Below are 26715 nucleotides of genomic sequence, written 5' to 3'. Positions count from 1 at the left end.
GTCTTACAGTCCCATTCCCAGAATCTTGCCGACGGTGAATATGTCCTTGTCGCCGCGGCCGGAGAGGTTCATCAGGATGATCTCGTCCTTGTTCATTGTCGGTGCGCGCTTGATGACCTCGGCAATCGCATGCGCCGCCTCGAGCGCCGGGATGATGCCTTCGAGGCGGGTCAGGGTCTGGAACGCCTCGAGCGCCTCGTGGTCCATGATCGGCACGTAGTCGACGCGGCCGATATCGCTCAGCCAGGAATGTTCGGGGCCGATGCCGGGATAATCGAGACCAGCCGAAATCGAATGACCTTCCTTGATCTGGCCGTCGCCATCCTGCAGCAGGTAGGTGCGGTTGCCGTGCAGCACGCCGGGAGACCCGGCGGTGATCGAAGCGCAATGTTCGTCGCCCTGGAGGCCCTTGCCGCCGGCTTCGACGCCGACGATCTTCACGGAGGGGTCATCGAGGAAGGGGTGGAAGATGCCGATCGCATTCGAGCCACCGCCGACGGCAGCGACGACGAGGTCCGGCAGGCGGCCTTCGGCGGCCAGCATCTGCTCTTTCGCCTCCGCGCCGATCACCGACTGGAAGTCCCGGACCATCTCCGGATAGGGGTGCGGGCCGGCCGCCGTGCCAATCAGATAATAGGTATCCTCGACATTGGTGACCCAGTCGCGGAGCGCCTCGTTCATCGCGTCCTTCAGCGTGCCGCTGCCTGCCGTCACCGGCTTGACTTCGGCGCCGAGCAGCTTCATGCGGAAAACGTTCGGTGCCTGACGCTCGACGTCGGTGGCGCCCATGTAGACGACGCAGGGAAGCCCGAAGCGGGCGGCAACGGTGGCCGAAGCGACGCCGTGCTGGCCGGCGCCGGTTTCGGCGATGATACGGGTCTTGCCCATGCGTTTGGCGAGCAGGATCTGGCCGATGCAGTTGTTGATCTTGTGCGAACCGGTGTGGTTCAGTTCCTCGCGCTTGAAATAGATCTTCGCGCCGCCGAGTTCGGCAGTCAGCCGCTCGGCAAAATAGAGCGGGCTCGGCCGGCCGATATAGTGGGCGCCAAGATGCTTCAGTTCCGCCTGGAAGGCCGGATCGCTCTTCGCCTTGTTCCACTCGTCCTGCAGATCGAGAATCAAAGGCATCAACGTTTCGGCAACGAAACGACCCCCATAGATGCCGAAGCGGCCATCTTCATCTGGCCCGGAACGGAAGGAATTCGGTTTAGGCGTTTCGTTCACTATCAACTCCCTGAGGCCATGACAGGCGTATCCGCCTTTTCGACCGCATCGAAAAATTCATCGATCAACGCGACGCTCTTTACGCCGGGCTCGGTTTCGACACCCGAGGAGACGTCGATACCACGTGCCTTGGTCTTCACAAGCGCATCCGCGACATTGTCCTTGTTCAGCCCGCCGGACAGCATGTAGTCGATGCTGCCGTCGAGCCAGCCGAGAAGGCTCCAGTCGAAGGAAATCCCGTTGCCGCCAGGCAGTTCCGAACCCTTCGGCGCTTTCGCATCGAAGAGAAAACGGTCGGCGATGCCGATATAGGCTTCGACGCGCCTGAGATCGTCGGCCGTGCGCACGGAAAAGACTTTCATCACAGGCAAACCATAGAGCGCCTTGATGGTCAGCACATGTTCGGGACTCTCGTTGCCATGGAGCTGGAGGATGTCCGGCTTCAGCAGCGACACGATTTCGTCGAGATCGTCATTTGTGGGATCAACGACGACGGCGACGATCTTCGCCTTGCCGCGCGCCGGTTCGGCAAGTTTTGCCGCCACATCGGGCTCGACATAACGCGGGCTCTTTTCGAAGAAGATAAAACCGATATGGGTCGCGCCGCGTTTCAGCGCACGATCGATTGCTTCGGGCGTCTTCAAGCCACAGATCTTGATATCGGTTTTCATGGCAGCGAAGTGACACGAAATGCGGCAAGAGTCGAGCCAAATTGCATGGAAAGCTGTATTTAGCGGGGCTTGCGACTAATCGAAATCGATGGCGTGCAGCTGACTGCCGTGCCGCTTCAGCCAGGATTTCGCTTCCTCCATGCCGGGGCAAAGCGTCCTGCAAAGCGCCCAGAAGCGGGGGCCGTGATTCATCTCCTTGAGATGAGCGACTTCATGGGCGGCGAGATAATCGATCACCGAAGGCGGCGCCATGACGATACGCCAGGAGAAACTCAAGTTTCCCTCCGACGAGCAGGAGCCCCATCGGCTGCGGGTATCTTTCATCGAGATCGAGCGGATCGGCGCCCGGATTGTCGCGGCATGCATCATCGCCAGCCTCTCAAGATCGGCGCGCGCCTCCTTCTTGAGGAAGGCCGCGATGCGCCGCCCGACATGCTCGGGCATGCCGCTGACGCGCAGCACAGGACTGCCATCCACGGAGACGACCTCCGTCAAGCCGCGCAGGCTGCCCGTGTGCTCGATGCGATGGGAAACACCGCGCAGGAGGATCTTGCCGCCGTTGCGTAAGCCGGTATCGGTCGAAAACTTGGCAAGCTTGGTGAGCAACCATCCCTGGTGCCGATCGAGGAAGGCGTTCACCTCACGCGCCGCCAGACCTCTCGGCACCGTCATCTTCAAGGCCCGCCCGCCCGGCTCGATGCGAAGCGTGATCCGGGTTGCCTGATCGTGCTGCTTGATGGTCAGCGGCATGAGCCGGCCGGCGACATCGAGCGTCCGCGTTTCGGGCGGAGCTGGCTTTCGCGCCTTTGGCCGTGTCTTCAGAAGCGGAAACATGGGGGTTTTCTATACGATTCGCCGCGGAATCTAAACGATTTGCGGGGCAGGCGGACATGGAAAAACCGGCATCGCGAGATGCCGGTCATCATTTCATTGCCTAAAGCGTGGTCGCGATCTTCCAGCTTCGCTCCTTGCGCTTTAGGTCTTCGTTTACGCATGTCGTTGCCGCAAAACCGCTTCACACTTTTGCGCGACATGCTTTAGGCCTTCACGGCGTCTGGAACTCCGCGACCGGGCCGTTGTCGTCGCGCTTGGCGTTCTTGCGGTCACGCATGAAGCGGTCGAACTCTTCCTGGTCCTTGGCGCGGCGGAGTTCACGCAGATATTCGTCGAATTCCTCGCGCATTTCGTCGAGCTTGCGGCGCTCTTCCTCGATCCGGTCGAGCTCGGCCTTACGCCAGTCGTCGAAGGCGACATTGCCGGTCGAGAAATGCGGGCGGTGGCGGCCATGCGAACGGCGGCAGGAGGCAAAGAAACCATCGGTCGCCTGATTGACGTCGCGCTTGAAGCCGCGCAGACGATCGCCGAAGATGATATAGGCAAGCATGGCCAGACCCAGAGGCCAGAAAACCATGAAGCCGAGAATCATCAGGGCAATGGTAGCCGGAGTCCAATCCGGTCGAAGCAATGCTGACTGGTTCATCGTGCGGTATCCTCGCTTTCGGCGCCCGGCAAGATGCCGAACGCTGGAAATCGATGTGGTAACCGCAAGAACCGCCTTCAAGACGATTGCCGGCGAAATCGGACAAAGCCTTGAATCGGCGTTGCTAATTCAGACGTCGCTGAATCACGCTGTCCGTCCGCCCTTGATCACACGCGGCACCCGCGGCTTGACGGCGGCGCGGGAATGCTGGCGGACGAAATCGACGATGCGCGGCGCGATCTCGCGACGGAAGCGCGAGCCGTTGAAAACGCCGTAATGGCCGACATCCGGCTGAAGATAGTGCATGCGCATGTCTTCAGGAATGTTGACACAGATGGTCTGGGCCGCCCTGGTCTGGCCGACGCCTGAAATGTCGTCATTCTCGCCCTCGACGGTCAGCAGCGCGACGTTGCGGATCGCGGCCGGGTCGACGCGCTTGCCGCGATGCATCAACTCGCCCTTCGGCAGCGAATGCTTCATAAAGACCTGCTCGACCGTCTGCAGATAGAATTCGGCGGTCAGATCCATGACGGCGAGATATTCGTCGTAGAAATCGCGATGTTTTTCCGGCTCGCCGTCGTTCTTCACGAGATGCATGAAGAATTCCTTGTGGGCGACGAGGTGGCGATCGAGGTTCATCGACATGAAGCCCGACAGCTGCAGGAAGCCCGGATAGACAGGGCGCATGAAGCCCGGCTGCGGCCAAGGAACGTCCATGATGACATTGTCGGAAAACCACTGCAGCGACCGCTCCTGGGCGAGCTTGTTCACCGCCGTCGGGTTGATGCGCGTGTCGATCGGGCCGCCCATCAGCGTCATCGAGGACGGCGAGAGCGGATCGTTGGCTTCCTCCATTACCGCCGCTGCAGCGAGCACCGGAACGGAGGGTTGACAGACGGCGATGACATGGGTGTCGTGACCGAGGAAATGCAGCATCTCGATGACGTAATCGACATAATCGTCGAAATCGAACCTGCCTTCCGTCATCGGCACCATGCGGGCGTCGATCCAATCTGTGATGTAGACATCGGCGCTCGGCAGCAGCGCCTCGACCGTACCGCGCAAGAGCGTCGCATAGTGGCCGGACATCGGCGCGACGATCAGGATACGGGGATCGCTGGCCCGGCCGGGCGGAACGTTCCGTGCGAAATGCAGGAGATTGCAGAAGGATCTCGACCAGACGACCTCTTCGCGGACGGAAACCGTCTGCGCGCCGATCGTCGTCTGCTTCAACCCGAATTCCGGCTTTCCGTAGCGACGCGTCGTGCGCTCGAACATTTCGAGGCTTGCCGCCATCGCCCGGCCGAAGGGTGTGTGAGAGAACGGATTCAGCGGATTGGCATAGGCAAATCGCATGATGTCCGCTGCGGCGCGAAACGGCGCCATAGCGGCATGATTCAATTCATAAAGCTGATAGAACATAGAAGGCGCTGCCTTTCATCTATCGAAAAGATGACGTCGGTTGATAGACATCGAGCTCTTTCCGCACGCTGGCACGTAACGCAGACTAACAGGTTTCTGTTGCACAGCAACATGGACGTCCCGAAGCTGCACAGGAAATGCCGGAGAGTTGATCTCCGGCATCACGTAGACGGAAAACTTAAGGTTCCGCTGAAGTAGCGTCGTTAACGATCCGCAACGAAGCTCTGCTTCTGACTGCCGAGCCCTTCGATGCCAAGCTCGACGACATCGCCGTCCCTGAGGAAGCGCGGCGGCTTCATGCCCATGCCGACGCCGGGCGGTGTCCCCGTCGAGATGACATCGCCCGGATGCAGCGACATGAACTGGCTGAGATAGGAAACGACGTGGGCGACGCCATAAACCATGGTCTTGGACGAACCGTTCTGCATCGTCTGGCCGTTAACCTTCAACCACATGCCGAGGTTCTGGGGATCGGCGATCTCATCCTTGGTGACCAGCCAGGGGCCGATCGGGCCGAAAGTGTCGCAGGACTTGCCCTTGGTCCACTGGCCGGCGCGCTCGGTCTGGAAGGCGCGTTCGGACACGTCGTGGGACACACAGTAGCCGGCGACGTAGTCGAGCGCCTCGGCTTCACTGACATATTTCGCCGTTTTGCCGATGACGACGCCGAGCTCGACTTCCCAATCGGTCTTTTCGGAACCGCGCGGGATCAGCACGGTGTCGTTCGGGCCAACGATCGCCGAGGTCGCCTTCATGAAGATGACCGGCTCGGGCGGCACGGTGGCGCCGGTTTCGGCGGCATGGTCGGAGAAATTGAGGCCAATACAGATGAATTTGCCCGTGCCGGCTACGCAGGCTCCGATCCGGCCGGAGGCAAGTTCCGGCAGGCTCTTCGGATCGAGCGCGGCGATCCTTGCAAGGCCGGCCGGCGAGATTGCCTCGCCGCCGATGTCGGCGACATGCGCCGAGAGATCGCGGATCTTGCCATCGGCATCGAGAAGCGCCGGTTTTTCCCGACCTGCTTCGCCAACACGCATCAGCTTCATGGAATGCCTCCTCATCGAAAACGAATTTGCAGCCACCTATGAACGAATTATTCATCGGTGTCATTACGGCTTTGCCCGGAAGCGGTACGGCGTTACTAGAAAATTTCGGAGAGATCCGGACCGGCAGGAACGATTTTCGCCGGGTTCAGGCTTTCGACCGAGTAGTACCCGCGCTTGATGTGGTCGAGATTCACCGTGTCGGCAATGCCCGGCCAATCCAGCATGCGCCGGCAGAAGGTGCGCAGATTGGCATAGTCCGAAAGCCGGCGCAGATTGCATTTGAAGATGCCGTGATAGGCGACGTCGAAGCGCACCAGCGTCACGAAAAGGCGGATATCGCTTTCCGTGGGGTGATCCGCGAAGAGGAAAGACCTGCCTTCGAATTTCGGCTCGATCCAATCGAGGCAGGAGAAGACATCGGCGAAGGCTTCCTCATAGGCGATCTGGGTCGTGGCAAAACCGGCGCGATAGACCCCGTTGTTGAGGGCGGGATAAATACGTTCGTTGAAAGCGTCGATCTCGGCGCGCCTTTCGATGGGATAAAGATCGATCGGAATTTTCGCCAGTTCACCGAAGCCGCTGTTCAGCATGCGCAGGATATCGGCAGATTCATTGTTGACGATGGTCTGCCTCTGCTTGTCCCAGAGAACCGGGACGGTGGCGCGGCCGGTGAACCCGGGCGCTGCCCTCGTGTAAATTTCATGCATGTAGCTCATGCCATTGACATGATCCGGCGTTGCACCTGGATAGTCGCCGAAGCGCCAGCCCTGCTTCGTCAGCACCGGTTCGACGACAGAGACGGAAATGACCTCTTCCAGGCCCTTGAGCTTACGGCCGACCAGGGTGCGAGAGGCCCAGGGGCAGATATAGGCGACGTAGAGATGGTAGCGGCCGAGGCTGGCTTCAAAACCGCCCTCGCCTGTCGGCCCGGCGCTGCCATCCGGCGTCACCCAATTGCGGAAACTCGAAACCTGCCTGACGAAGCCGCCTTTTTCATCCTTCGCCTGAACGGGCTGCCAGTCTTCCGTCCATTTTCCGTTCACCAGCATGCGCACTTCTCCAACCGATCGATTGAAGCAGTCCATTACCCTGCTTCGGCGCACGCGTAAGGCCGCTTTTATGGAGACAGTCCGTCCACGCAACTGCGACGATGCTGCGCTTGCCAAGCCGGCGAAGCAGGAAATATGACTTGGCTCTAAGCGCGTCACGATCTTTCAGATTCGCTTGGCCCGCGCTTTAGGTCCTTGTTTTACGCATGTCGTTATCGCAAAACCGCTGCACATTTTGGTGCGACATGCTGTCGTCCAACACGAGATGGAGTTCGACATGCACCTCTCCAAGGCCGTCGTACGCACCGAACATGCGAGCCGGTACCTGCAGCAGCTCTGCAAACACTGGAGCCACAAGTTCAGCGTCGATTTCGATCCTCATAAGGGCCGGGTGCCGTTCAGCGATAGCGCCGAGGTGATATTCGCCGCCGACGATGCGGCGCTCACCATGACGCTTTCCGTTGCCGATCCCGACCAGCAGGCAGGGATGCAAAGCGTGATCGACGCTCATCTGAAGCGTTTCGCCTTCCGCGAGGAACTCGACATCGTCTGGACCGATTGACCTCAACGATTTTTATGTCCCAACCCTGGAACAAGCATGACGCAGAGCAATAACCGCGAATCCCAATATCCGATCGATCCGATGTTTCTCGACCGTTGGTCGCCGCGCGCCTTTACCGGCGAAATCATCGAGGAGGCACAGCTGCTCAGCCTGCTCGAAGCCGCCCATTGGGCGCCGTCCTCGTCCAACCAGCAGCCCTGGCGCTTCATCTATGCCCTCAAGGGCTCGGAGCATTGGGAGAAATTCGTCGCACTGCTTGTCGATGCCAATCAGGAATGGGCGAAGAACGCATCGGCGCTGATCTTCGTCGTCTCACGCAGCTTCACCGGCGTTGCCGGATCCGGCGAGGAAAAGCCGAGCTACACCCATTCCTTCGACGCCGGTGCAGCCTGGGGATATCTGGCGCTGCAGGCGCGCCTTTCCGGCTTCTATGCCCATGGCATGGGCGGCATCAAACATGAGGACATCAAAAAAACGTTCGATATCCCCGAGGGCTACCGGGTCGAAGCAGGCGTTGCCGTCGGCCGTCTGGCCGACAAGCGCGTCCTTTCAGAACGCAATCAGGCGCGCGAAATCCCGAGCCAGCGCAAGCCGCTCTCCGATCTCGCCTTTAACGGCCATTTCCTAGCCAACTGAGCGACATCAGAATAAGCGAAAGCCCCGCCGTCCTGCGACGGCGGGGCTTTTTGTTGAAGGCATATCGATCAGATATCGAGGTTTGCGACGCTTAGCGCATTGTCCTGGATGAATTCGCGCCGTGGCTCGACTTCGTCCCCCATCAGGCGGGCAAAGAGCCCATCGGCATCGGTGGCGTCGGCAACCTTGACCTGCAGCAGCGAACGGACATTCGGATCGAGCGTCGTTTCCCAGAGTTGCTCGGCATTCATCTCACCGAGACCCTTGTAGCGCTGCATGCTGAGACCCTTGCGGCCGCTGGCGAAGATCGCGTCGAGCAGGGCGCGCGGCCCTGAAATCTCGATGTCGCCTTCGCGCCGGTGCAGCGACGGCGGTGTCTGGTAGATTTCCTTGAGGCGCGCGGTCAGCTGGTCGATGTGACGGGCATCGGAGGAGCCGATCAACGCCATGTCGAGCACGACCACTTCCTTGACGCCGCGGACCATGCGCTCGAGGCGCAGGCCGCCATCGCTCGCCAGGTCGCCCTGCCAGCCGCGCTCAGTCTCTTCGGCGATGATGTCGAGGCGGCTTGCGACCTCGCTCGCCAATGCCTGCGCACTTGCCTGATCGCTGACGAGCTCGGCATTGAGCGCGCCGGCGATCGCCGCCTGTTCGACGACGGCGCGATTGTAGCGCGAATGGAGATTGTCGAGCAAAGCGCGCATGCGCAGCGCATCGAGGATAACTTCGCGCAGGTCCTGGCCGGTGCGGACCTCGCCGCTGCCGAGCCTCAACGCCGCATCTTCGAGACCCTGGGCGATGAGATATTCCTCGAGCGCCTTCTCATCCTTCAGATACTGCACCGATTTGCCGCGTGCGACCTTATAGAGCGGTGGCTGGGCGATGTAGAGATGGCCGCGCTCGATCAGTTCCGGCATCTGGCGGAAGAAGAAGGTGAGCAGCAGGGTACGGATGTGGGCGCCGTCGACATCGGCGTCCGTCATGATGATGATCTTGTGATAACGTAGCTTTTCGGCGTTGAACTCGTCCTTGCCGATGCCGGTGCCGAGCGCGGTAATCAGCGTGCCAATTTCCTGGCTGGAGAGCATCTTGTCGAAACGGGCCCGTTCCACATTCAGGATCTTGCCGCGCAGCGGCAGGATCGCCTGGTTTTCGCGCGACCGGCCCTGCTTGGCCGAGCCGCCGGCGGAATCGCCCTCGACCAGGAAGACTTCGGATTTGGCCGGGTCTCGTTCGGAGCAGTCGGCGAGCTTGCCCGGTAGCGAGGCGATATCGAGCGCACCCTTGCGGCGGGTCAATTCACGGGCCTTGCGGGCCGCTTCGCGCGCGGCTGCCGCCTCGACGACCTTGCCGACGAGGATCTTGGCTTCGCTCGGATGTTCTTCGAACCAGGTGTTCAGCGCCTCGTTGACGAGGCTTTCGACGACAGGGCGGACTTCCGAGGAAACAAGCTTGTCCTTCGTCTGCGACGAGAATTTCGGATCGGGCACCTTGACCGACAGAACTGCCGTCAGACCCTCGCGGCAGTCTTCCCCCTGCAGCGTCACCTTTTCCTTTTTGGTGATGCCGGAATTGTCGGCATAGGAAACCACCTGACGGGTCAAGGCCGCGCGGAAACCGGCCATATGGGTGCCGCCGTCGCGCTGGGGAATGTTGTTGGTGAAGCAGAGCACGTTCTCGTGATAGCTGTCGTTCCACCACATCGCCACTTCGACGGTGATGCCGTCCTTTTCGCCGCGGATGGCGACCGGCTTGTCGACGAGCGGCTTCTTGGCGCGGTCGAGATAAGAGACGAAGGCCTCGAGGCCGCCGTCATAGCGCATTTCCTCCTGCTTGATATCGGAATGACGCTTGTCGGCCAGGAGAATACGGACGCCGGAATTCAGAAATGCGAGTTCACGCAGGCGGTGCTCCAGCGTCCCGTAATCGAATTCGGTCATGGTGAAGGTTTCGCTGCTCGGCATGAAGCTGACTTCCGTACCGGTCGAATCGGGGGCATCGCCCGTGACCTTCAGCGGAGCATCGGCGACGCCATGAGTGAAGCTCATTTCATGGATCTTGCCATGGCGGCGGATCTTCAGCTTCAGCCAGACCGAGAGCGCGTTGACTACGGAAACACCGACGCCGTGCAGACCGCCGGAGACCTTGTAGGAATTCTGGTCGAATTTGCCGCCGGCATGCAGCTGCGTCATGATGACTTCCGCTGCCGACACGCCTTCGCCGCTATGGATGTCGGTCGGGATGCCGCGGCCGTTGTCGGTGACCGTTACCGAACCATCCGGATTGAGAGTGACGGTGACGATGTCGGCATGACCGGCAAGCGCTTCGTCGATCGCGTTGTCGACAACTTCATAGACCATGTGGTGGAGGCCGGAGCCATCGTCAGTGTCGCCGATATACATGCCGGGGCGCTTGCGCACGGCGTCGAGGCCCTTCAGGACCTTGATGGAATCTGCGCCATATTCGCTGCTTACGCCGTTTTCCGTCGCGGATGTATCGCTCATTCTGTCGAGATTTTCCCTGTTGTCGTAAAGCGGCGGCGCGCCCTGCGAATCACCGGCTTTCTTCACTCTCGTATATAGGTTTTTTGAGCCCGGTTCCCAATGGCAAGTCCCCTGAACAAGCCATAAAACAGGGGATTATGACGCTTTTCCGTCGCCTTTGCCGTCATTTTCGAGAACAGCCGATAGCCGGCCTATCTCTGCACTGTCAAGGCTGCGGATCCGCCGGGCCAGCCGGTTGGCGAATTCGGTATATTCCGGCGGCAGGCCCGAGGTGTCGATGACCACGCGGGGGTTGGAGGAACGGGCAAGCAGGAACAGTTCCTCGGCCTCGTCCCAGATGATGTTGAAATAGCCGGCGATGCGCTGCAGCAGGTCGAATGTCGGCAGGCCGCGCTTGCCATGTTCGAGCGCCGAGAGATAGGCGGGGGAGACGTTCAGCGCTTCGGCCATCTCCTTCTGCGAGACGCCCTTGCGGGCTCTCAGCCTGCGAACCGCCTCTCCGAAGGGAGTCATGGCTTTTCCCCATGCCGCCGCGACAGGCGAATATAGAGCGCGCCGTCGCCGCCATGATGCTGCGCGGCGGACTCGTAGGAGGAGATCAGGTAGCGGAATTCGGGCTTCGCGAACCACAGGGGGACGGCCCGCTTCAATGCACCTTCGCTGCCCAGGGAGCTGCCCTTGCCGGTGATGACAAGCACATGGCGCATGCCGCGCTCATGGGCGCGGATCAAAAAATCGAGGAGGATGACATGGGCCTCGCTCTGCACCAGGCCATGCAGATCGATGCGCGCCTCGAGCGCCAGACGGCCCTTGGCGATCTTGCGCTTGACCGGCCTTTCCAGCGGATGGTGCACCTTAGCCGGCTGTCTCGGCGTCGACGGTGGGGCCGGCTGTGCCGCCGTCGGCGAAACGGAGGTCTGCTTTTCGGCTGTCTGCCGTTCGGCTGCCGCTTCGGTTTCGGCAAGAAAAGCGTCAAGCTCGGTCAACTCGTTCGCCTTGCCGGGCATCGGCCGCGTGCTGCGGGCAACCTTGCCCCACAGAATCCTCTCATCGGCGCTGAGCTTGCGATCCCTGGCCATCAGTTGAAACGTCCGGCGGCGGCGTTGGGGATGAGGATGACGAAATCGGCATCGTTTCGGACGGTGCCGGCGCGTTCTCCGGCCAAGTCCCCCGAACCGGTAAAAATATCGCCGCGCGCAGGCCCGACGATCGCCGAGCCTGTATCGAGCGCCAGCATCAGCCGGCGGAAGGGGCGGCCATGATCAAGATGAGTGAGGCTGTCGGCGCGGATGAAAAAGGGGAAACCGAAGGTATGGATCAGCCGGTCGACCGCAAGCGAGCGCCCGGCGAGAAGCGGCACCTTGGCGGCGGCGATCGGACCGGCCTCAGTATCAGCGGTTCGCAGGCTGATAGCCCGCGAGGGCGTTTCGCGGAAGAAAATATAAGAGCGGTTATGCCATAGAACCTCATCCACCCGCTCGGAATTGCGGGCTAGCCAGGCGCGGATCGACTGCATGGAAATCTCGCCACGGTCGATTTCACCGCGGTCGATCAAGAGCTTGCCGATTGCCGAGAAGGGATGCCCTGCTTTTGCCGCGTAAGTGATACGGCCGATACGCCCGTCTCGATAACGCAGGCGCGCGGCGCCCTGCACGTGGACGAAGAAAACATCGACCTTCGATTTCGCCCAGGCGATTTCGAGGCCGCGGCCGTCGAGAAAGCCCTGATCGATCTCGCGGCGATCCGGATAAGCGCCAATGCGGCCGTCGTCATGCAGTCGGCCGAAAGCATAGGATCCATCCAATTCGGCCGGACGATTGCCGTCATCGAGATCGATCAGATCGTTCGGACGGCTGTAGAAGGGAAAACGGAAAACCTCGTTTGGCCGATCCGATACCTCGATCTCCGGCTCGTAAAAGGCGGTGACGAAACCGGACTTGCCGTCCTTGCGGCGGATCAGAAAGGGCAGGCAACGCGTTTCGAAAAAAGTGCGCGCCGCTGCCGGCGACGACGGCGTAAAATTTTCAGCGTCCATCAGAAGCGGAAGCAAGTCCTCCGCGCTCAGGCCGAGCGACCCGGTGCGGTAGGGTTTGACGTCGGTGATCTGCCGCCGGCAGTGTCGCATCACTTCAAAAAGGCCGGAGGGATCATCATCCTTCCAGCCTTCCAAACGATCGAAGCTGATGGCTTGCAGGACGAAGTCCGATGCCTGATCACTCATGTTCCGATTCGGTCGCCACAAGTTTCCAGTTCGGATCGCGCGAGCGGGTGTCGCGGGCGAAGGTCCAGAGGTCGTTGACCTCGGCGACGTTTTCGGCGTCGCCCTCGATCAGGACATCCGCCTTGTCGTAAGTCGCCGATATCAGCTGGCTGACGATGCGCACGGTGATCTGTGCTTCGCTGCCCTTCGTCTCGGCATGGGTGATTTCGGCCTTGTCGATACCGACGAAGGTGGACTTGACCTTCTCGCCCCGGGTTTCACGCTCGGCGATGGCCGCCTCGAACCCGTCATAGACCTCGCGGGACAAAAGGCTCTTCAGCGTTTTGCGGTCACCATCGGCATAGGCCATGACGACCATTTCGTAGGCCATGCGGGCGCCGTTCAGAAACTCCTTCGGGCTGAAGGAAGGATCGGCCTTGTTCAGGGCGCGCAGCGATTCGTTGAGCGGTGTCCCCGGTGCGGCAAAGGCGTCGATGGCGGAGAAGCGATCCTCATCGTCGGCTGTCGCATCACGGCGCGGGAGGGTCACGACCTTACCGGCATCAGCGGCCTCGGGCGGAGCCGCATCGCGCGGGCTATAGAGATCGCGCGGCGGCTTCTCATTGCCAGTGCGGCGCCCGAGCACGGAACGGAGCTGAAAGAAAATCAGCACCGCCGCCACCAGGAAGAATAATGTGATGAAGTCGTTCGAACTCATATCCTGTCGCAACCGCCGTTAACATCTCTGATTTGTACTCCCATATAGTCCGCCTATACAGATGATTCAAATCATGGCTGGCATCTTCGCCGGCGCCACGAGGAGACCGGTAAGCCCGGGACATGACGACCATGCGTTTTTCAATTCTGCCGGCTTTCATTCTGTTGCTACCGCTTGGCGAAATTGCCGGCTTCGTCGTCGTCGGTCGGGCGATCGGCCTGGCGCTGACGCTTGCGCTCGTCATGGCGAGCTTCCTCCTCGGCGTGGTCTTGCTGCGCCGGCAGGGGATCGGTATCCTGCGGCGCATGTCGAGCGAAGGACGGAACGGCGTCATGCCCGGACGCGATCTGCTGAAGCCGGCGATGACGGTCATTGCCGCGCTGCTCCTGATCATTCCCGGCTTCCTCACGGATATCATCGCCATCCTCATTCTCATTCCGCCGCTGCGGGATTTCGTCTGGCGATCGATCGCCAAACGCTTCGTCGTCGTCAACGCCAAGGGCGGCTTTGGCGCTGGCCCGAAACCTGGTTTCCGCGATCGCAACCCGAATTCAAAGGTGGTCGATCTCGACGAGGAGGACTATCATAGAGAGCCGAACCGGAACTCGCCATGGTCCGGCAAACATCTCGGTGACTGAGGCTTTGCCGGCGATAGGGTGCGGCTTGCGCCCAGGGTTGTAAGCCCCTCCCCGAAATGTTAGATGGCGGCACCATTCCCATGCCCTTCGAGGAAAAGCCAATGGCAGACGATAACAACAGCAACGGTGCGACGAACCCCACTCTTTCGATCCTTGCGCAATATACCAAGGACCTCTCCTTCGAAAATCCGGGCGCGCCGCGTTCTCTGCAGGCCCGCGACAAGGCGCCGACGATCAACATCAATGTGAACGTCAACGCCAACCCGCTTTCCGACACGGATTTTGATGTCGTGCTGTCGCTGAATGCCGAAGCCAAGGACGGCGACAAGACGGTGTTCCACACCGAACTCGTCTATGGCGGCGTCTTCCGCGTTGCCGGCTTCCCGCAGGAGCACATGCTGCCGGTACTCTTCATCGAGTGCCCGCGCATGCTCTTCCCCTTCGCCCGTCAGATCATCGCCGACGTGACCCGCAATGGCGGCTTCCCGCCGTTGATGATCGACCCAATCGACTTCACGCAGATGTTCGCTCAGCGCGTTGCCGAAGAACAGGCCCGCGCCAAGGTTCAGGCCGTTCCGAACTGATCGAATTCTTATGATTCTGACATGCGGATGCCCGGGCCGGTCCCGGGCATTTTCAATTCGAGCTGGCGTATTTCGCCCAGATGCCCTTTTCGCCGAGCTTGGCGACCAGCGCCTCATGCGCCTGTGCTTCGGACTGACTGAGGCGGGAGCCAAGCGGACGAGGGCGTTCGAGCGCCGCAGCAAACGCCATATCGTCTTCCATCGCCATTTCACCGCGGGCCGCCTGGCCGGGTTGACCCGATATGCTCAGGCCGAACGCTGCCTGTCTGCCGCCGATCATCTCGATATAGACTTCGGCCAATAGTTCGGAGTCGAGCAGCGCGCCGTGTTTGGTACGGTGCGAGTTGTCGATGCCGTAACGCCGGCAAAGGGCGTCGAGCGAGTTCGGTCCCATCGGGTGCTTGCGCCGCGCCATCGACAGCGTATCGACCACCTTGTCCGGCAGGATTGGCGGCAAACCAATGCGCGCGAATTCGGCGTTGATGAAGCCCATATCGAAGGTCGCGTTATGAGCAATCCACTTGCCGTCGCCGAAGAAGGCGAGGATTTCGTCGGCCACCGCGGCGAAAGGCTTCTTGTCCTTCAGGAATTCATCGGTGATGCCGTGTACCGCAAGTGCATCCGGATGGACCTTCTGGTCTCCCGGATTGATGTAGATATGCAGCGTGTTGCCGGTCGGAAAATGGTTGAAGAGCTCGATGCCGCCGATTTCGATGATACGGTCGGCGCGGTTATCGAGGCCGGTGGTTTCCGTATCGAAGATGATCTCACGCATTCCGGAAATCTCCCTTGGCAATCCGCATTTTCAGTTCGGCGATGATCTCAAGCACCTGCGCCCGCGTCTCGGCAATGCTGTGGCTGGTGTCGACCAGATAATCGGCGCGGCGTCGTTTTTCCGCATCCGGGGTCTGGCGAGCGAGAATCATATCGAATTTTTCTTCGGTCATGTCGTCGCGTGCAAGCACCCGCTGACGCTGAATCTGTGGATCGGTGCTGACGACGACGATGACATCCACTCTTTCCCAGGCGCCGGTTTCGAAGAGCAGCGGAATATCGAGCAGCACCATTTCAGCGCCGGCGGCCTGCTGTCGCGCCAGAAATTCCGTTTCCCGTTTGCGAACCAGCGGATGAACGATCGCTTCGAGACGTTTAAAGCCTTCGGGATCAAGCGCGAGCTGGCGGCCTAGCTCATGCCGGTCGACCGCTCCATCCGTCATCGTGCCGGGAAAAGCGGCGTTCACCAACGGCGCTGCCTCCCCGGAGTAGAGATCGTGGACCACAGCGTCGGAATCGTTCAAGGGGATTCCCGCTTCGGCAAAGAGTTTGCCGACCGTCGACTTGCCCATTCCGATTGAGCCCGTGAGTCCGATCTTCAGCATCAGTGCGCTTCCATGTCAGCAATGATCAGAGCTCGCAGTGCCGCATCAACCACAGGGCGCTCGCCGAACCATTTTTCGAAACCGGGAACAGCCTGGTGCAGCAGCATGCCGAGACCATCGACGACCGACAGTCCCTGCTCTTCCGCCTGTCTCAGGATCGGTGTCTTCAAGGGGACGTAGACGATATCGGTGACGACGGCATCTGCTGCAAGCGGCGCAAAATCGATCAACGGCGCCGCTTCGCCATCCATGCCGAGCGAGGTCGTGTTGATGAAGAGGCCAGCGCCATGCATGACGTCGGCAAGCGCGCCCACCGGATGGGCTCGAATTCTCGGGCCGAAGCGATCGGCCAGTTCGCGCGCGCGTTCGACGGTGCGGTTGACGACATGGATTTCCCTGAAGCCACGATCGCGGACCGCCTGAATGATCGCCCGGCTTGCGCCGCCGGCGCCGAAGACCACGGCCGTATCATGACGGTCCCAGCCGGGATGGCGCTCGTCGAGATTGGCGGTGAAGCCGCGGCCGTCGGTATTGGTGGCGTGCAGGAGGCCATTCTCCAACCAGAGCGTATTCGAGGCACCGAGCTCATGCGCCAGATCGTCCGGCTTGTCGGCGAGCCGGAAGGCAAGTTCCTTGTGGGGGATGGTGACATTGCCTCCGATAAAACCGGAACTGCCGTCCTTCAGCGAGGCAATGAAATACGGAAAGGCATCCGGCGCCACCTCGTGGGCGCAGTAGCTGCCCGGCAGGCCAAGTCTCTTCAGCCAGTATCCATGGATCAGCGGCGAGCGTGAATGCTTGACGGGAAAGCCCGTGACAAATGCGTTCGGCCCCAGTGTTTCACGTGAATCATCCATCGATCGTTCCGAATTCTCGCAATTTTCTCAGGAGCGGAAGCATCGGCAACCCCAGTATGGTGAAATAGTCGCCCTCGATCTTCTCGAAGAGTTGAATGCCCTCGCCTTCCAGCTGGTAGGCGCCGACGCTGGAGAGCGCACGTTCGCCGACCCGCGCCAAGTGCCTGGCGATGAAATCTTCCGTCAGGGGTCGCATCGTCAGTTCCGCATGGCCGACATACTCCCACAAAACGGCGCCGCCGCGGACGATAGCGATGGCGCTGTTCAGCCGATGGGTCGTGCCCGACAGGGCGCGAAGATGGTTCGCTGCGTCGGCCATGTCCTTCGGTTTGTGGAAAACGCGGTCGCCGAGCGACATCGTCTGATCCGAACCGATAACGAGGCTCTCGAGAAAACGGGTGCTGACGTCTTCGGCTTTAGCCTTGGCCAGGATGCAGGCGACGGTATCCGGCTTCGCAGCGGCTTTTTCCAGCGGCGCCTCAACCGCCCTTTCGTCGATCTCAGCGGGATGTGCCTCAAAGGAGAGACCGGCATTTTCCATCAGCATTCGCCGAAAAGGGCTTGACGATGCAAGGATGAGTTTCGGTGTCATGGATTCTCCCACTCCCGGCTTTTCGTCTGCGCTTAGCGCAGCTTCGGGCGGAGGGCAACAATGGCGGCCGCCGTTTCCTCGATTGAGCGGCGAGTAACGTCGATCAGCGGCCATCCGTGGCGGGCGCAGAGGGAGCGGGCATATTTCAGCTCCTCCGAGATCGTGGCTCGATCGGTATAGTGCTCCCGGTCGAAACCTTGCGTCGTCCCGAGCACGCGATTTTCCCGGACCTGGGAAATGCGGTCGGTGGTGGCGATCAGGCAGACGATCAGCGGTTTTGTTGCTGCGAGCAGGCTCTCCGGCAAGGGTACGCCGTAGACGATCGGAATATTCGCGGTCTTGATACCGCGATTGGCGAGATAGATGCTGGTCGGCGTCTTCGATGTCCGGCTGATCCCGATGATGACGACATCGGCATCATTGTAGTCATCCGGCATCTGGCCGTCGTCATGATCCATGGTGAAGTTCAACGCCTCGATGCGTGCGAAGTAACCGGCATTCATCACATGCTGGGCGCCGACCCGGCGGCGGGACGGGGCGCCGAGATAGATCTGGAACGCGTTCATGACCGGCTCCAAGACATTGACGGAAGCGACCCCCATCTCGACGCAGCGTTCGTCGATCAGGCTCGCCAGATCGCGGTCGACAATCGTGTAGAGCACGATCCCGGGCGCATCATCGATCGCCTGAAGAACCGGCAGCAGTTGTTTGCGATTGCGGATCAGCGGATAGACATGCTCGATCGGCTGAGCGGATCTGAACTGAGCCGAAGCGGCGCGGCCGGCGGAGATGAGAGTCTCTCCGGTCGAGTCAGAAATCAGGTGCAGATGAAAGAAGTTCGTTCTGTTCTCCACGTTATTTTCCGCTGCCTGTTGAAAAGACTGGATGATGGAGAGCTAAGGCGGCGAGGCTGCCTCGAGCAAGGGAAAACATGCCTGCTTATCCACATTTCGAATTTTGCTAACCGGTTTCGATCGCTCCTGTGGAGGCTGGGGATGAAATCAACTTGTCGTCCAGCCACCCACAGCCTATCCACAGGCGCGAAGAAACACGTCTCCCGGCAAGGATCTGGAATCGCTTTCGGATTCAGATTCTCCCCGGAAATTGACGGGAATGGAGAAATTCTTTCGAGTTTCTCTTCGAACACGCGACAAATGGCATCGGCAGTGGATGGATTTTAATCCTTGATAGACACCGACTCTAAGAAATAGAAACCTTTTAAAATATCTTTGATTTTTTATAGGGAAGACGCGCTTGAGCGATACGCGGCGAAAGATCATGAGGGTTCTCGACGGCGAATGCGTTTTCCCTCCTCCTCTCTGGCTGATGAGACAGGCTGGACGCTATCTGCCGGAATACAGGGAGATTCGGGCAAAGGCCGGCAGTTTCCTCGATCTCTGCTACACGCCCGATTACGCCGTCGAAGTGACCTTGCAGCCAATCCGCCGCTATGGCTTCGATGCAGCGATCCTATTTTCCGACATCCTCGTCATTCCCGACGCGATGAAGCGGAATGTTCGTTTCACTGAAGGTCACGGACCGGAGATGGATCCAATCGATGAAGCGGGCATCGGCAGATTGAACGGCGACGACGTTGTCGATTATCTCAGACCGGTTCTGGAAACGGTGCGGCGGTTGCGGCACGAATTGCCTGAAGAAACGGCTCTGCTTGGTTTCTGCGGCGCGCCTTGGACGGTTGCGACGTACATGATCGCCGGCCATGGCACCGCGGATCAGGCCCCTGCCCGTCTCTTCGCCTACAAACATCCCCGCGCCTTCGAGCATCTGCTGATGCTGCTTGCCGACGTTTCGGCCGATTATCTGGTGGCGCAGATCGATGCCGGCGCCGATGCCGTGCAGATTTTCGATTCCTGGGCGGGTGTTCTCGGTGAGAAAGAGTTCGACGCCTTCGCTGTCAAGCCGGTTGCACGGATGATCGCCTCGATCAAGGCGCGACGGCCGCAGGCGCGCATTATCGCCTTCGCCAAGGGTGCGGGATACCAGCTGAAGACCTATCGCCAGAAGACTGGAACGGATGCGATCGGTCTAGACTGGTCCGTTCCGTTGGCCTTTGCCGCCGATCTTCAGAAGGATGGTCCGGTTCAGGGCAATCTCGATCCGATGCGCGTCGTTGCCGGCGGCCTGGCGCTGGAAGAGGGTATCGATGATATTCTTCATCATCTCGGCAATGGACCGCTGATCTTCAATCTCGGCCACGGCATCACGCCGCAAGCCGACCCCGAACAGGTGCGTTTGCTGGTCGAGCGCGTGCGGGGTTTACGGATGCCCCGGGCGTGACGATGGAAAAAGAGACGGACCGCAGAGCTGGCGCTTACGCCCGGCGCCGCGCGCATTTTGCCCTGTCCTTCTTCGCGCTGATGGCGGTCGGGCTTTTCGCCTGGAATCCCGACAACCTCTATCTCTGGATCAAGGCGCTTCATATCATCGCCGTCATCTCCTGGATGGCAGGGCTGTTCTATATGCCGCGGTTGTTCATCTATCATACGGAGGCCGAACCAGGCTCGGTGCAGTCGGAAACCTTCAAGGTGATGGAGCGCCGGCTGCTTCGCATCATCATGACGCCGGCGATGATGCTGACCTGGATCTTCGGTCTCTATCTCGCCTGGTCGGTCTACGGGTTCCAGGGCGGCTGGCTGCATGCGAAGATCGGTCTGGTGGTGCTGCTGACCGCGATCCATATGTTCTTCAGCAGCGCCGTGCGGGCGTTCGAGCGGGATGAAAATCGCCGTTCTGCGCGCTACTGGCGGTTCATGAACGAGGCGCCGACATTGCTGATGATCGCGATCGTGATCCTCGTCGTGGTGAAGCCGTTCTGACGAGAAATCCTCTCTCAGGTTAAATTTGCTTCATTTTAAGCAGCCCCCTTGCGGCGGCGATAACGAGTCGCTATTTTCCGCGCATCTCATCTACGTGGCATGTGTGTAGATTTCAGTCGTCTGCGAGCCCCTTTCGCAGTACCGAATACGACCCAACATCGCCTTTCCCCTTCGAAATTGAAAAGAGTATTGGTCACTTCATGGCTGAAATGAAGCTTCAGGAACTTAAGAGCAAATCCCCGACGGATCTTCTGGCTTTCGCCGAATCGCTCGAGGTCGAGAATGCAAGCACGATGCGTAAGCAGGAGCTGATGTTTGCGATCCTCAAAATGCTTGCCAGCCAGGATGTGGAAATCATCGGCGAAGGGGTCGTCGAGGTGCTGCAGGACGGTTTCGGCTTTCTGCGTTCGGCGAACGCAAACTACCTGCCCGGTCCCGACGACATCTACATCTCGCCGTCGCAGATCCGCCGTTTCTCGCTGAAAACCGGCGACACGGTCGAGGGACCGATCCGCGGGCCAAAGGAAGGCGAGCGTTATTTCGCGCTGCTGAAGGTCAACACCATCAATTTTGACGATCCGGAAAAGATTCGTCACAAGGTTCATTTCGACAACCTGACGCCGCTCTACCCGAACGAGCGCTTCAAGATGGAACTCGAGATCCCGACCTCCAAGGATCTGTCGCCGCGTGTGATCGACCTCGTGGCGCCGCTCGGCAAGGGCCAACGCGGACTGATCGTCGCGCCGCCGCGGACCGGTAAGACCGTGCTTCTCCAGAACATCGCGCACTCGATCACGGCCAACCATCCGGAATGTTATCTCATCGTTCTCCTGATCGACGAACGTCCCGAGGAAGTGACCGATATGCAGCGCTCGGTCCGCGGCGAGGTTATCTCCTCGACCTTCGACGAACCGGCGGTGCGTCACGTCCAGGTGGCCGAAATGGTCATCGAAAAAGCAAAGCGTCTGGTTGAGCACGGGCGCGATGTCGTCATCCTGCTCGATTCGATTACACGTCTGGGCCGCGCCTATAACACGGTCGTTCCCTCCTCCGGCAAGGTTCTGACAGGTGGCGTCGATGCCAACGCGCTGCAGCGGCCGAAGCGCTTCTTCGGCGCCGCGCGCAACATCGAGGAAGGCGGTTCTCTGACGATCATCGCTACCGCGTTGATCGATACGGGCAGCCGCATGGACGAAGTCATCTTTGAAGAGTTCAAGGGTACCGGCAACTCCGAAATCGTCCTTGACCGCAAGGTTGCCGATAAGCGCATCTTCCCGGCGATGGATATTCTGAAGTCCGGCACACGCAAGGAGGACCTTCTTGTTCCGCGCCAGGATCTGCAGAAGATCTTCGTTCTACGCCGTATTCTTGCGCCTATGGGCACCACCGATGCGATCGAATTCCTGATCGACAAACTCAAACAGACGAAAAACAATTCGGACTTCTTCGATTCGATGAATACCTAATCCTTAGCCGGATTCCGATTGTGAGAGCTGGCGCATCGTCTCGATGTCGCCAGCTTTTTGTTTGAGGGAATCGATTCGGACTCGAACTGAAAACCGGACGCATGGCCATGTTGAATGATACCATCTATGCGCTTTCGAGCGGTGCTCCGCCCTCGGGTGTTTCAGTCGTCCGCGTCAGCGGTCCGCTGACCAGAGATATATTGGCCCGGCTGGCGGGATCCGTGCCGGCGGACCGATCGGCTTCCTACAGAACGATTCGGACTCGTAACAGCCAGCCGATCGACAACGGCTTGGTGCTGTTTTTTCCCGCCCCGCACTCCTTCACCGGCGAGGATGTGGCCGAGTTGCAGATCCACGGCAGTAAGGCCGTGCTGGCGGCATTGTTCTCCGAACTCGGCGATATTCCGGGTGTTCGTATGGCCAACGAAGGCGAGTTTTCGCGGCGGGCCTTTGAAAACGGCAAGCTTGATCTTGTCGAGGTTGAGGGGCTCGCCGACCTGATCGGCGCCGAAACAGAAATGCAGCGTCGTCTCGCCGTGGAGCAGAGTGCCGGCGGTGTCTCGGCAATTTACGATTCGTGGGCGGAACGATTAACCCGGGCTCGGGCCCTGATCGAGGCTGAGTTTGATTTCCCCGACGAAGACGACGTTCCTGGTTCCGTCTCGGATATGGTCTGGACCGACATGAAGCGGCTTCGTGACGATATTGGCCTTCATCTCAAATCGGCCTCGGCGGGCGAAATCATCAGGGACGGCTTTAAAGTGGTGATCGCCGGCGCTCCGAATGCCGGAAAATCGAGCCTGCTGAACGCTCTGGCCCGGCGTGACGTCGCAATCGTCACGGACATTGCCGGAACGACCCGTGATGTGCTGCAAGTCGATCTCGATATTGACGGCTATCTTGTCAAACTCTATGACACCGCCGGTCTGCGCCAGGTGGACGACCGGGTGGAAATGGAGGGCGTGCGACGCGCGCGTGTTGCGCTTCGTGATGCCGATCTTGCGCTGCTATTGGTCGACATGAGCAATCCGTTGATTCCCGGCGACTTGGAGCAGACTTTGCCCCATGTTACTGTCGGAACGAAGAAGGATCTCATTGAAACTGGTTCGGATCGCTATGACCTGCAGATTTCGACGCTGACCGGTGACGGTCTGTCGGAGTTGCGCCAGCTGATCGGGGGCATTGTCGCCGAGCGTTTCAGTGGCCTGTCTCTGGCCATCCCCAGCCGGCAGCGGCACAAGGATTCGCTGACGAAATGTTTGGCGGCGCTCGACGCGGCAATCTCGGAGATTGACGCAGATCTTGAACTGCGCACCGAACAGCTTCGGCTTGCGGCTGAATACCTGGGGAGAATTACCGGGCGGGTGGATGTCGAACAGCTGCTCGACGTGATCTTCTCGGAGTTTTGCATCGGCAAGTGATTCACGTGAAACCTTTTCCGGCGGCGCCTCTCAGGTTCACGTGAAACCCTGCTGTTTTGGAGTTTTGATATGACCGATAGTGGCTATGATGTGATCGTCATCGGCGGCGGCCATGCAGGGGCCGAGGCAGCCAGTGCGGCTGCGCGCCTCGGTGCGAAAACTGCGCTGATTACTCACAGACGAGACACGATCGGGGTCATGTCCTGCAATCCGGCGATCGGCGGGCTCGGAAAGGGACATCTGGTTCGTGAGATCGACGCGATGGATGGCCTGATGGGCCGGGTTGCCGATGTTGCCGGCATCCAGTTCAGAATGCTGAACCGCAAAAAGGGCGCCGCTGTGCGGGGTCCACGGACCCAGGCAGACCGAAAGCTTTACCGGCTGGCGATGCTCGCCGCAATCGAAGCAATGCCAGGCTTGGACATTATCGAGGGCGACGCATTTGATCTCGATGTGCTCGATGGCCGTGTTGCTGGCGTCATCATGAAAGACGGTCGACGGCTTCAGGCGCCGGCGGTGGTCTTGACAACCGGCACCTTCCTGCGCGGCCTTATTCATATCGGCGCTGCAAAGACGCCTGCTGGTCGTGTCGGCGAAGCTCCGTCGATCGGCCTGTCCGCCACCCTGGCGCGGTTGGGGCTGCGGCTGGGACGGTTGAAGACCGGAACGCCGGCCCGGCTTGATGGCAAGACGATCGACTGGGACTCCGTCGGCCGACAGGGTGCGGATGAGGAACTTGTGCCCTTTTCCCTCATGACGAATTCCATCACCACGCGGCAGGTTGAATGCGGCGTTACCAGGACGACCGAGGCGACACACCGCATCATTATCGAGAATATCAAGCGCTCGGCGATGTATTCCGGCCAGATCGAAGGCGTCGGGCCGCGCTACTGCCCGTCCATCGAAGATAAGCTGGTGAAATTCGGAGAACGCGACGGGCATCAGGTCTTTCTTGAACCTGAGGGACTGGATGACGACACGGTTTATCCGAACGGCATTTCGACGTCGCTGCCGGCCGAAGTTCAAGCTGCTTTCATCAAGACCATTCCGGGCCTCGAATCTGCCAAGATACTGCAGCCGGGTTATGCCATCGAATATGACCATGTCGATCCAAGAGAGCTTACCCCATCGCTTGAGGTCAAGCGACTGAGAGGTCTGTTCCTCGCGGGCCAGATTAATGGCACCACCGGCTATGAGGAGGCCGCGGCCCAGGGACTGGCAGCTGGATTGAATGCCGCACTACGCAGTTCCGATTCGGAACCGTTCCATTTCAGCCGTACAAGCTCCTATATTGGCGTGATGATCGACGACCTGACGTCGCGTGGCGTTACGGAGCCGTATCGAATGTTTACCTCGCGTGCGGAATACCGCCTGACTTTGCGCGCCGACAACGCGGACGCGCGGCTGACACCGCTGGCAATGGAGCTTGGATGTGTGGGCGCCGAGCGCGCCGAGCGATTCACGGCCTATCAGGCCGAGATTGACGCTGGCCGCGCCCAACTGATGGCGCTGACGGTGACGCCCAACCAGGCGCGACGGGCGGGCCTGAACATCAACCTCGATGGCCAGCGCCGGACGGCCTACGATCTCTTGTCCTATCCGGCCTATGATTTCGCCGCACTTCGACAGGTTTGGCCGCAAGAATTGGGTGGGCTCCGGCCAAAAGTCATGGAGGCGTTGGAGATTGAGGCGGGTTACTCGGTTTACCTCGATCGGCAAGCGGCGGCGATTGCCGACCAGCAGCGCGACGAGGAGCGGCGGATACCGGCGGATTTCAATTATGACGCTCTCTCCGGGCTTTCGAATGAACTTAAGGCTAAGCTCAATGCTGCTCGCCCGTTCAACGTTGCCCAGGCGGCGATTGTCGAGGGCATGACCCCCGCCGCCATTGCGCTGTTGCTGGTGCACTTGCGTCGGCAGCAGGGATTCGAACGCCAAAGCGCCTGATACAAGATGTGAGAGTCTGTGAGAATGGAATTGAACGGTTTGCGTGTTTCACGTGAAACACAGGAACGACTTCAACATTTTGCGACACTGTTTCAAAAATGGGCCAAAACGATCAACTTGGTGGCGCCGTCGACGCTCGATGCACTGTGGCGCCGCCATATCGCTGATAGCAGTCAGATTTTTCAGATCTGCCCGCGGCCTGTCACCTGGGTTGATCTCGGCAGTGGCGGCGGCTTTCCCGGTGTGATTACCGCCATCTTCCTGGCAGAGCTGCAGGACGGTTGGGTGCATCTTGTCGAAAGCAACCACAAAAAGGCTGCGTTCTTGCGAACGGCGCTACGAGAGACGAATGCACGGGGAAGCGTACACGCCACTCGAATCGAAGACGCCTATGCGGAGATCGGCGATTGCGAAGCGATCTCAGCGCGAGCCCTTGCCGATCTTGATGGGTTGATCGCCTATACAGCCCCCTGGATGCTTGGCAAGGAAAATTGCCGGGGGTTTTTTCACAAAGGCCGGGATTACCTGAGAGAAATTGCCGAAGCCCGTGGTCGGTGGGAATTCGATCTGATAGAACATGAGAGCGCCGTCGAGCAGGAATCCGTGATTTTGGAAGTATCCAATCTCCGGCGCTTGGTTTAACAGATCGGATATTGCAGCAATGGCTGGCGAACGACATCGGATAATAACCATCGCAAATCAGAAAGGTGGCGTTGGCAAGACGACCACTGCAATCAATCTGGCAACGGCGCTGGCCGCCATCGGCGAGCGTGTCCTGATCATCGATCTGGATCCGCAGGGCAATGCCAGCACCGGCCTGGGTATCGACCGTCGTGATCGCAAGCTCTCCTCCTATGACCTGATGGTCGGCGAACGCGGGATCGGCGACGTGACGCTGGAGACAGCCGTTCCCAACCTCTTCATCGTTCCTTCGACCATGGATCTGCTCGGCATCGAGATGGAGATCTCGCAGCAGAGCGATCGGGTGTTTAGATTGCGGAAGGCACTGTCCTCTCCCGAGGCTATGGCATTCTCCTATATTCTTCTGGATTGCCCGCCCTCTTTCAATCTGCTGACGATGAATGCCATGGCGGCCGCCCATTCGGTGCTGGTGCCGCTGCAATGCGAATTCTTTGCGCTGGAGGGGCTGAGCCAGCTGCTCGAGACCGTCAGTCAGATTCGGCGGACAGTAAATCCGCGGCTGGACATCCAGGGCATCGTTTTGACGATGTTCGATGCGCGTAACAATTTGGCCCAGCAGGTGGTCAATGATGTGCGGACCCATCTCGGGGAAAAGGTTTATCATACGTTAATCCCCCGTAACGTCCGGGTGTCCGAGGCGCCATCCTACGGCAAGCCTGCTATTCTCTATGATCTGAAATGTGCGGGTAGCCAGGCCTATCTGCAACTGGCCTCCGAGGTCATTCAGCGTGAGCGCCAGAGACTGGCCGCGTAAGATCATTTCCGGGGTATAGGTGAGTG

28 protein-coding genes are annotated in these 26715 nt (G+C 59.7%); 11 read left to right on the top strand and 17 right to left on the bottom strand.

The features are described from left to right. Window positions 1–3: 3 nt before the first annotated feature. From trpB to HJB91_RS12455, 7 genes are all read right to left on the bottom strand, one after another. A complete protein-coding gene (gene trpB / locus HJB91_RS12485) occupies window positions 4–1224 on the bottom strand; it encodes a tryptophan synthase subunit beta (protein ID WP_210632811.1) in 1221 nt (406 codons plus the stop codon). A 2-nt stretch (window positions 1225–1226) separates the two neighbouring features. Continuing rightward, a complete protein-coding gene (locus HJB91_RS12480; protein ID WP_210632810.1) occupies window positions 1227–1895 on the bottom strand; it encodes a phosphoribosylanthranilate isomerase in 669 nt (222 codons plus the stop codon). Window positions 1896–1970: 75 nt separating this feature from the next. Beyond that, window positions 1971–2729 carry a M48 family metallopeptidase gene (locus HJB91_RS12475; protein ID WP_221154864.1) on the bottom strand — a complete coding sequence of 253 codons (759 nt, stop codon included), beginning with the start codon at window positions 2727–2729 and terminating at the stop codon, window positions 1971–1973. A gap of 211 nt (window positions 2730–2940) precedes the next feature. Further along, window positions 2941–3375 carry a DUF2852 domain-containing protein gene (locus HJB91_RS12470; protein WP_064800136.1) on the bottom strand — a complete coding sequence of 145 codons (435 nt, stop codon included), beginning with the start codon at window positions 3373–3375 and terminating at the stop codon, window positions 2941–2943. Window positions 3376–3519: 144 nt separating this feature from the next. Then, complete coding sequence (locus HJB91_RS12465) at window positions 3520–4797, bottom strand: polyhydroxyalkanoate depolymerase (protein ID WP_210632808.1); 1278 nt, start codon at window positions 4795–4797, stop codon at window positions 3520–3522. 203 nt (window positions 4798–5000) lie between these two features. Continuing rightward, complete coding sequence (locus HJB91_RS12460; RefSeq protein WP_210632807.1) at window positions 5001–5843, bottom strand: fumarylacetoacetate hydrolase family protein; 843 nt, start codon at window positions 5841–5843, stop codon at window positions 5001–5003. A gap of 95 nt (window positions 5844–5938) precedes the next feature. Continuing rightward, a complete protein-coding gene (locus tag HJB91_RS12455) occupies window positions 5939–6892 on the bottom strand; it encodes a glutathione S-transferase family protein (RefSeq protein ID WP_221154862.1) in 954 nt (317 codons plus the stop codon). A gap of 277 nt (window positions 6893–7169) precedes the next feature. Between HJB91_RS12455 and HJB91_RS12450 the strand changes: the two genes are divergently transcribed. Together HJB91_RS12450 and HJB91_RS12445 are read left to right on the top strand one after the other, a co-directional pair. Next, a complete protein-coding gene (locus tag HJB91_RS12450; RefSeq protein ID WP_210632805.1) occupies window positions 7170–7454 on the top strand; it encodes a DUF2218 domain-containing protein in 285 nt (94 codons plus the stop codon). Window positions 7455–7490: 36 nt separating this feature from the next. After that, window positions 7491–8090, top strand: coding sequence for a nitroreductase family protein (locus HJB91_RS12445; RefSeq protein ID WP_210632804.1), 600 nt, complete (start codon window positions 7491–7493; stop codon window positions 8088–8090). Window positions 8091–8158: 68 nt separating this feature from the next. On the opposite strand, the gene gyrB is transcribed toward HJB91_RS12445, so the two are convergent. From gyrB to HJB91_RS12420, 5 genes are all read right to left on the bottom strand, one after another. Then, window positions 8159–10594 (bottom strand): DNA topoisomerase (ATP-hydrolyzing) subunit B, encoded by a 2436-nt coding sequence (gene gyrB / locus HJB91_RS12440; protein ID WP_221154860.1) that lies wholly within the window; start codon window positions 10592–10594, stop codon window positions 8159–8161. A 135-nt stretch (window positions 10595–10729) separates the two neighbouring features. Beyond that, window positions 10730–11107, bottom strand: a complete 378-nt coding sequence (locus HJB91_RS12435; RefSeq protein ID WP_210632802.1) for a helix-turn-helix domain-containing protein — start codon at window positions 11105–11107, stop codon at window positions 10730–10732. Then, a complete protein-coding gene (locus HJB91_RS12430) occupies window positions 11104–11673 on the bottom strand; it encodes a Smr/MutS family protein (RefSeq protein WP_221146300.1) in 570 nt (189 codons plus the stop codon). Before HJB91_RS12430 ends, HJB91_RS12435 begins: the two co-directional genes overlap by 4 nt. Continuing rightward, a complete protein-coding gene (locus tag HJB91_RS12425) occupies window positions 11673–12815 on the bottom strand; it encodes a murein transglycosylase A (protein WP_210632800.1) in 1143 nt (380 codons plus the stop codon). The genes HJB91_RS12430 and HJB91_RS12425 overlap by 1 nt, the downstream gene beginning before the upstream one ends. Continuing rightward, on the bottom strand, window positions 12808–13512 hold the full coding sequence (locus HJB91_RS12420) for a Tim44/TimA family putative adaptor protein (RefSeq protein WP_210632799.1): 705 nt from the start codon (window positions 13510–13512) through the stop codon (window positions 12808–12810). The genes HJB91_RS12425 and HJB91_RS12420 overlap by 8 nt, the downstream gene beginning before the upstream one ends. A gap of 131 nt (window positions 13513–13643) precedes the next feature. On the opposite strand from HJB91_RS12420, the gene HJB91_RS12415 reads away from it, so the two are divergent. Next, window positions 13644–14150 carry an FxsA family protein gene (locus HJB91_RS12415; protein WP_282615116.1) on the top strand — a complete coding sequence of 169 codons (507 nt, stop codon included), beginning with the start codon at window positions 13644–13646 and terminating at the stop codon, window positions 14148–14150. A 101-nt stretch (window positions 14151–14251) separates the two neighbouring features. Continuing rightward, a complete protein-coding gene (secB, locus tag HJB91_RS12410) occupies window positions 14252–14734 on the top strand; it encodes a protein-export chaperone SecB (protein WP_011423412.1) in 483 nt (160 codons plus the stop codon). A 52-nt stretch (window positions 14735–14786) separates the two neighbouring features. On the opposite strand, the gene dnaQ is transcribed toward secB, so the two are convergent. From dnaQ to HJB91_RS12385, 5 genes are read right to left on the bottom strand one after another with little or no spacing between them, the layout of a single operon-like run. Beyond that, window positions 14787–15509, bottom strand: a complete 723-nt coding sequence (dnaQ, locus tag HJB91_RS12405) for a DNA polymerase III subunit epsilon (protein ID WP_210632797.1) — start codon at window positions 15507–15509, stop codon at window positions 14787–14789. Then, window positions 15502–16113: a dephospho-CoA kinase gene (coaE, locus tag HJB91_RS12400; protein WP_210632796.1), complete on the bottom strand. Its 612-nt coding sequence runs from the start codon at window positions 16111–16113 to the stop codon at window positions 15502–15504. Before coaE ends, dnaQ begins: the two co-directional genes overlap by 8 nt. Next, window positions 16113–16970 carry a shikimate dehydrogenase gene (locus HJB91_RS12395; RefSeq protein ID WP_210632795.1) on the bottom strand — a complete coding sequence of 286 codons (858 nt, stop codon included), beginning with the start codon at window positions 16968–16970 and terminating at the stop codon, window positions 16113–16115. Before HJB91_RS12395 ends, coaE begins: the two co-directional genes overlap by 1 nt. Next, a complete protein-coding gene (locus HJB91_RS12390) occupies window positions 16963–17562 on the bottom strand; it encodes a Maf-like protein (protein ID WP_221154859.1) in 600 nt (199 codons plus the stop codon). Before HJB91_RS12390 ends, HJB91_RS12395 begins: the two co-directional genes overlap by 8 nt. Window positions 17563–17594: 32 nt before the next feature. Then, the gene (locus tag HJB91_RS12385; protein WP_210632793.1) at window positions 17595–18416 is read right to left on the bottom strand and encodes a pyruvate, water dikinase regulatory protein; all 822 of its coding nucleotides are present in this window, start codon (window positions 18414–18416) and stop codon (window positions 17595–17597) included. A 400-nt stretch (window positions 18417–18816) separates the two neighbouring features. Between HJB91_RS12385 and hemE the strand changes: the two genes are divergently transcribed. From hemE to HJB91_RS12350, 7 genes are all read left to right on the top strand, one after another. After that, the gene (gene hemE / locus HJB91_RS12380) at window positions 18817–19860 is read left to right on the top strand and encodes a uroporphyrinogen decarboxylase (protein WP_221146294.1); all 1044 of its coding nucleotides are present in this window, start codon (window positions 18817–18819) and stop codon (window positions 19858–19860) included. Between the two features lie 2 nt (window positions 19861–19862). Next, complete coding sequence (gene hemJ / locus HJB91_RS12375; RefSeq protein ID WP_210633054.1) at window positions 19863–20399, top strand: protoporphyrinogen oxidase HemJ; 537 nt, start codon at window positions 19863–19865, stop codon at window positions 20397–20399. Between the two features lie 200 nt (window positions 20400–20599). Beyond that, on the top strand, window positions 20600–21865 hold the full coding sequence (rho, locus tag HJB91_RS12370; RefSeq protein ID WP_003589536.1) for a transcription termination factor Rho: 1266 nt from the start codon (window positions 20600–20602) through the stop codon (window positions 21863–21865). Window positions 21866–21966: 101 nt separating this feature from the next. After that, window positions 21967–23286, top strand: a complete 1320-nt coding sequence (mnmE, locus tag HJB91_RS12365; RefSeq protein WP_221154856.1) for a tRNA uridine-5-carboxymethylaminomethyl(34) synthesis GTPase MnmE — start codon at window positions 21967–21969, stop codon at window positions 23284–23286. 69 nt (window positions 23287–23355) lie between these two features. Further along, window positions 23356–25233, top strand: coding sequence for a tRNA uridine-5-carboxymethylaminomethyl(34) synthesis enzyme MnmG (gene mnmG / locus HJB91_RS12360; RefSeq protein WP_221154854.1), 1878 nt, complete (start codon window positions 23356–23358; stop codon window positions 25231–25233). 24 nt (window positions 25234–25257) lie between these two features. Continuing rightward, entirely contained in the window at window positions 25258–25875 is a 618-nt protein-coding gene (gene rsmG / locus HJB91_RS12355) for a 16S rRNA (guanine(527)-N(7))-methyltransferase RsmG (RefSeq protein ID WP_210632789.1), read from the top strand. A 19-nt stretch (window positions 25876–25894) separates the two neighbouring features. Further along, window positions 25895–26689 carry a ParA family protein gene (locus HJB91_RS12350; protein ID WP_210632788.1) on the top strand — a complete coding sequence of 265 codons (795 nt, stop codon included), beginning with the start codon at window positions 25895–25897 and terminating at the stop codon, window positions 26687–26689. Window positions 26690–26715 lie beyond the last annotated feature (26 nt).

This window comes from Rhizobium sp. NLR10b, from assembly GCF_019685435.1.
Classification (GTDB): domain Bacteria; phylum Pseudomonadota; class Alphaproteobacteria; order Rhizobiales; family Rhizobiaceae; genus Rhizobium.
Note: the sequence above shows the minus strand (reverse complement) of the source record. Positions and strands in the feature narration are given on the sequence as shown.

Coding starts and splice junctions, on each gene's coding strand:
- hemJ (WP_210633054.1), top strand. CDS start 19,863: ATGGAAAAAGAGACGGACCGCAGAGCTGGCGCTTACGCCCGGCGCCGC.
- HJB91_RS12470 (WP_064800136.1), bottom strand. CDS start 3,375: ATGAACCAGTCAGCATTGCTTCGACCGGATTGGACTCCGGCTACCATT.
- HJB91_RS12395 (WP_210632795.1), bottom strand. CDS start 16,970: ATGGATGATTCACGTGAAACACTGGGGCCGAACGCATTTGTCACGGGC.
- HJB91_RS12420 (WP_210632799.1), bottom strand. CDS start 13,512: ATGAGTTCGAACGACTTCATCACATTATTCTTCCTGGTGGCGGCGGTG.
- HJB91_RS12455 (WP_221154862.1), bottom strand. CDS start 6,892: ATGCTGGTGAACGGAAAATGGACGGAAGACTGGCAGCCCGTTCAGGCG.
- mnmG (WP_221154854.1), top strand. CDS start 23,356: ATGACCGATAGTGGCTATGATGTGATCGTCATCGGCGGCGGCCATGCA.
- HJB91_RS12350 (WP_210632788.1), top strand. CDS start 25,895: ATGGCTGGCGAACGACATCGGATAATAACCATCGCAAATCAGAAAGGT.
- HJB91_RS12475 (WP_221154864.1), bottom strand. CDS start 2,729: ATGTTTCCGCTTCTGAAGACACGGCCAAAGGCGCGAAAGCCAGCTCCG.
- HJB91_RS12425 (WP_210632800.1), bottom strand. CDS start 12,815: ATGAGTGATCAGGCATCGGACTTCGTCCTGCAAGCCATCAGCTTCGAT.
- HJB91_RS12480 (WP_210632810.1), bottom strand. CDS start 1,895: ATGAAAACCGATATCAAGATCTGTGGCTTGAAGACGCCCGAAGCAATC.
- HJB91_RS12460 (WP_210632807.1), bottom strand. CDS start 5,843: ATGAAGCTGATGCGTGTTGGCGAAGCAGGTCGGGAAAAACCGGCGCTT.
- HJB91_RS12390 (WP_221154859.1), bottom strand. CDS start 17,562: ATGACACCGAAACTCATCCTTGCATCGTCAAGCCCTTTTCGGCGAATG.
- HJB91_RS12435 (WP_210632802.1), bottom strand. CDS start 11,107: ATGACTCCCTTCGGAGAGGCGGTTCGCAGGCTGAGAGCCCGCAAGGGC.
- coaE (WP_210632796.1), bottom strand. CDS start 16,113: ATGCTGAAGATCGGACTCACGGGCTCAATCGGAATGGGCAAGTCGACG.
- dnaQ (WP_210632797.1), bottom strand. CDS start 15,509: ATGCGTGAGATCATCTTCGATACGGAAACCACCGGCCTCGATAACCGC.
- HJB91_RS12430 (WP_221146300.1), bottom strand. CDS start 11,673: ATGGCCAGGGATCGCAAGCTCAGCGCCGATGAGAGGATTCTGTGGGGC.
- mnmE (WP_221154856.1), top strand. CDS start 21,967: ATGGCCATGTTGAATGATACCATCTATGCGCTTTCGAGCGGTGCTCCG.
- rho (WP_003589536.1), top strand. CDS start 20,600: ATGGCTGAAATGAAGCTTCAGGAACTTAAGAGCAAATCCCCGACGGAT.
- rsmG (WP_210632789.1), top strand. CDS start 25,258: ATGGAATTGAACGGTTTGCGTGTTTCACGTGAAACACAGGAACGACTT.
- HJB91_RS12415 (WP_282615116.1), top strand. CDS start 13,644: ATGCGTTTTTCAATTCTGCCGGCTTTCATTCTGTTGCTACCGCTTGGC.
- HJB91_RS12450 (WP_210632805.1), top strand. CDS start 7,170: ATGCACCTCTCCAAGGCCGTCGTACGCACCGAACATGCGAGCCGGTAC.
- secB (WP_011423412.1), top strand. CDS start 14,252: ATGGCAGACGATAACAACAGCAACGGTGCGACGAACCCCACTCTTTCG.
- HJB91_RS12445 (WP_210632804.1), top strand. CDS start 7,491: ATGACGCAGAGCAATAACCGCGAATCCCAATATCCGATCGATCCGATG.
- gyrB (WP_221154860.1), bottom strand. CDS start 10,594: ATGAGCGATACATCCGCGACGGAAAACGGCGTAAGCAGCGAATATGGC.
- HJB91_RS12465 (WP_210632808.1), bottom strand. CDS start 4,797: ATGTTCTATCAGCTTTATGAATTGAATCATGCCGCTATGGCGCCGTTT.